This window comes from Betaproteobacteria bacterium (assembly GCA_009377585.1).
Classification (GTDB): domain Bacteria; phylum Pseudomonadota; class Gammaproteobacteria; order Burkholderiales; family WYBJ01; genus WYBJ01.
The window spans coordinates 1-3,569 of sequence record WHTS01000234.1; the positions used below are offsets into that span (position 1 = coordinate 1).

Annotated in this window: 3 protein-coding genes; 1 reads left to right on the plus strand and 2 read right to left on the minus strand. The window is 64.3% G+C overall.

Features of this window, described 5'->3' with window-relative positions:
• Positions 1 to 118: 118 nt before the first annotated feature.
• Entirely contained in the window at positions 119 to 1,600 is a 1,482-nt protein-coding gene (locus GEV05_30855; GenBank protein MPZ47677.1) for a peroxidase, read from the minus strand.
• 119 nt (positions 1,601 to 1,719) lie between these two features.
• Positions 1,720 to 2,589 (minus strand): alpha/beta fold hydrolase, encoded by an 870-nt coding sequence (locus GEV05_30860; GenBank protein ID MPZ47678.1) that lies wholly within the window; start codon positions 2,587 to 2,589, stop codon positions 1,720 to 1,722.
• Between the two features lie 144 nt (positions 2,590 to 2,733).
• On the opposite strand from GEV05_30860, the gene GEV05_30865 reads away from it, so the two are divergent.
• Positions 2,734 to 3,569 (plus strand): tripartite tricarboxylate transporter substrate binding protein (locus GEV05_30865; GenBank protein MPZ47679.1); only part of this gene is annotated, 836 nt, incomplete at its 3' end.

The window sequence follows — 3,569 nt, forward strand, 5'->3', positions numbered from 1 at the left end:
TGGCGGCGCTCAAGCGTCGTGCAGCAGCCCTCGGCTTCCTCATCACCCCGACGCCAGTGCCTGCTTGATCCTCAGCATCCAGAGATTGGTTTCTCATGAGAGGAGGGGAAAAACGACCTCAAGCCACGTCGGCAAACCGCAGCAAATCGACCATGGTGAAGTCCTCGCCCTTGCGCTTCGGGTCGACCGTCGGCAGGCTCGGCTCCCACTCGGGATCCTGCGAAAGATAGGACGTGCGGTCCCCCTGCAGCAGGCCGATGAATACCTCGGTGACGATGCGCGCGCCCACCGGGCCGAGCCGTTCGCCACCGCTGAAGTGCGACGCCTCGCGCAGGATGTAGAACCACAACGGCGTGCGATCGTCGAGCCCATGCTGACCAATGTCGGCCAAGGCCGATTGCGGCAGCACCGGCAGGCGCATGGCCTTCGCCACTCTCTGGCCGGAAGGCAGGGAAAAGGTCAGGTGGCGCAGCAGATTGCGTTGCGCCAGCGATGCGGGGCTCGTCTTCGGGTCGGGATTGGCGACGACCGAGCCGGGCAGCTTGAACAGCGCCGTCGACAGCGTCGTATCGATCTTCTTGTTCGCGCGCACGTTGTCGTCGCCGAAGTCGAAGAACGTGCGCCAGTCGATGAAGCGCCGCGGCGCGCGTATCCCGCCGGAAAGATCGTCCGGGTCGACCGGGCTCGACGGCACCGGCGTGAAAATCATGCCGAAGAACGGCTGCCCGCCCGGATTGCCCGTGAAGTTGGCCCGATACGAAGGCCGCACCTGACTGTGGCCGAAGCGGTACGCCGCGACCGAGAATTCCACCGGAACGAACGGCTCGTTGTGCCATTTGTAGAACTTGCGGCCATTGTTCAGCACGTCCTCGACCACCTCGGCGCCGCAGGTCTTCTCGAGGAACTCGTGCACGACGATCCACTGGTAGTGCCAGCGCACCAGGCGCTGCGCCTCGGCGAACACCTGGTCCGCCCGCATGAGGTGCAGCTTGTCCTTGACGTAGTCGACCGCGGCGTTGTGGAACATCAGAAACGCCACCTGCAGCTGCGACACCATCAGATTCTCGTCGTCGCGCGGATCGCCGATGAGTGCAACGCCCTGCGAGTTGCGCGGGACATCGAACTTGCCCGGCGTGCCGGTCGGCTCGAGCAGGAATTTGATTCCGCTCTTGCGATCGAACAGGTGCGGACTGCCGGCAGGCCCGGCGCCATATACGTTGTCGAGCGCGAGACTCGGAGTGCGGAAATTGGAGATGTGCTCGGGGTCGACCTGACGTTCGAGACTCGAGGTCGGATCGAACGTGATGTCGTGGTCGATGAACTGACCGAGAAAGGTGAAACCCGCGGTCAGCGACGGATTGTCGGGGTTGTGCTTGGAAAGCTCGGGATCGGTGATCAGCTTGATCGGGCCTTCCGAGAGCTTGTCCTTCGCATCCATAACCCCGCCGGCCTTACCGATGTCCAGAAGCGCCTCGCGTATCTCGGGCGTATCGGCGGCGAATGCCGGCAACGTAGCGAACATGCGGCCGAATCTGCCCGAGTCGTAGTAACGCGACTGCGGAGGGACGATGTCGTGCGGGTAGGTCCCGTGACGTGCCATCTCGTGATCTCCTTCGTGGGAAAGGAGTCACGATTTTGCGGGGCGGCCCGATGCATTCCTATTCGACTTTAGGCGAATGTTTTCTGGCATCCCCGTCGTCCCACCCCGACGGCGGGGATTCAGGCGAGAAGAAAACGCTCGATGGCCGCGGCAAGCTCTTCGGGCTGATCGTGGTGAACGTTGTGGCCGGCGCCTTCAATGCGCTCGATGGCGAGATCCTGGATGGCCGCCTTGCGCGCCTCGTACTCCTCGGGGCTGCGCGCGATACGGGCGATCAGCCCCGATTGCGCGCCTTCGATCCATAGCACCGGCGCGGTGGTCTCGCGCCAGCACGCGAGGAGATCGTCGGTGCCGGTGGGTGTCGGATTGCTGCGCTTGTGTGCGGGATCGGCACGGCGAACGATGCCGCTCTCCTCGTCCTCCCGGCCCCAATGCTCGGCAAGAAAGCGCGCGCGCTCCTCGGTGAGCCGCGGGTTCTCGGCCCGCATGCGGGCAGCGAACTCGTCGAAGCTGTCGTACGCGCGTTGCTCGGCTTCGTCCTTCAATTCGTCGAGCCAGCGGGCGAGACGCCGGGGTGCCGGCTCCTGCCGCCGTCCGCCGATGCCGAAGCCCTCGATGTTGACGAACCGGCGCACGCGCTCGGGCCGCACACCCGCATACAAGCCGCCGACATTTCCGCCCATGCTGTGGCCGACCAGGTTCACCGGCGCGTCGGGCGAGAGCTCGTCGAGCAGCGCATCGAGGTCCCCGAGGTAGTCTGGAAACCAGTAGCTGTCGGCCCCGCTCCACTGCGTGAGACCGTAGCCGCGCCAGTCGGGCGCGACGACGAACCAGTCGCCTTGCAGGGCATCGACCGTGAACTGCCACGACGCCGAGACATCCTGGAACCCGTGCAGCAGCACGACGATCGGCGCCCGCGGATTGCCCCAGATGCGGCAGTGATAATCGAGGCCGCGGATCTTGACGATGGCGGATTGACTCGGTTTCATGGCGCGGTGAGTTCCGGAATGGAGACCCGATGCTAGCACGCAAATCACGGCGATTGCCTGCTCGAGAGTACCGAAAGCAGCAACCGTCGCTATCCACCCTGAGGCCCGGCGCAACGACATCGTGGTGAATGCAGTAGAGCAGAAATGCGGGCGAATCCCGCTATATACTCGGCCAACGCTCCGCCGCGATGCGCTTTCCATCCTAACGTTCATGACAAGGGGTCCATCATGCGAATCTCATGGCGCGCTGCGCTGATCGTTCTCGCAGCCGCGTGTGCTCCAGCGGCGCTCGCGCAGTCTTATCCCGTGAAGCCGATCCGGATGGTGATTCCCTTTTCCCCGGGCGGCGCCACCGACCTGCTCGGCCGGCTCGTGGGACAGAAGCTGTCGGAGCGTGTCGGCCAACCGGTCGTCGCGGAGAATCGAACCGGCGGCGGCGGCAACATCGGCGCCGACTATGTCGTGAAGGCAGCGCCCGATGGCTATACCCTGTTGATCGCGGGCATCCCGCATTCCATCAACATGAGCTTGTATCGCAAGCTCCCTTACGATCTGGCGACCGACCTCACGCCCATCAGCAATCTGGCAACCTTTCCGAGCATGATCGCGGTGCACCCTTCGATGCCGGTCAAGTCGATGAAGGAATTGATCGCGGTCGCCCGCGCGCGCCCGGGCGAGCTCAACTACGGGGCGAGCCCCGGTTCGCCGAACCATCTTGTCATGGCGCTGATCGGCGTGATGGCCAAGGTCAAGTTCGTGCACATCGGCTACAAGGGCTCGGGTCCCGGCATGATCGACCTGATCGGAGGCCACTTGCACGTTTCGTCGGTCGGCTTCCCCGGCGCGATGCCTCACGTCAAGGCGGGGCGGCTGCGTCCCATCGCCGTGACCAGCATCAAGCGATCGAGCCTGCTTCCCGATCTGCCCACGATCGCCGAGTCGGGTTTGTCCGGATTCAACGTCACTTCCTGGTACGGCGT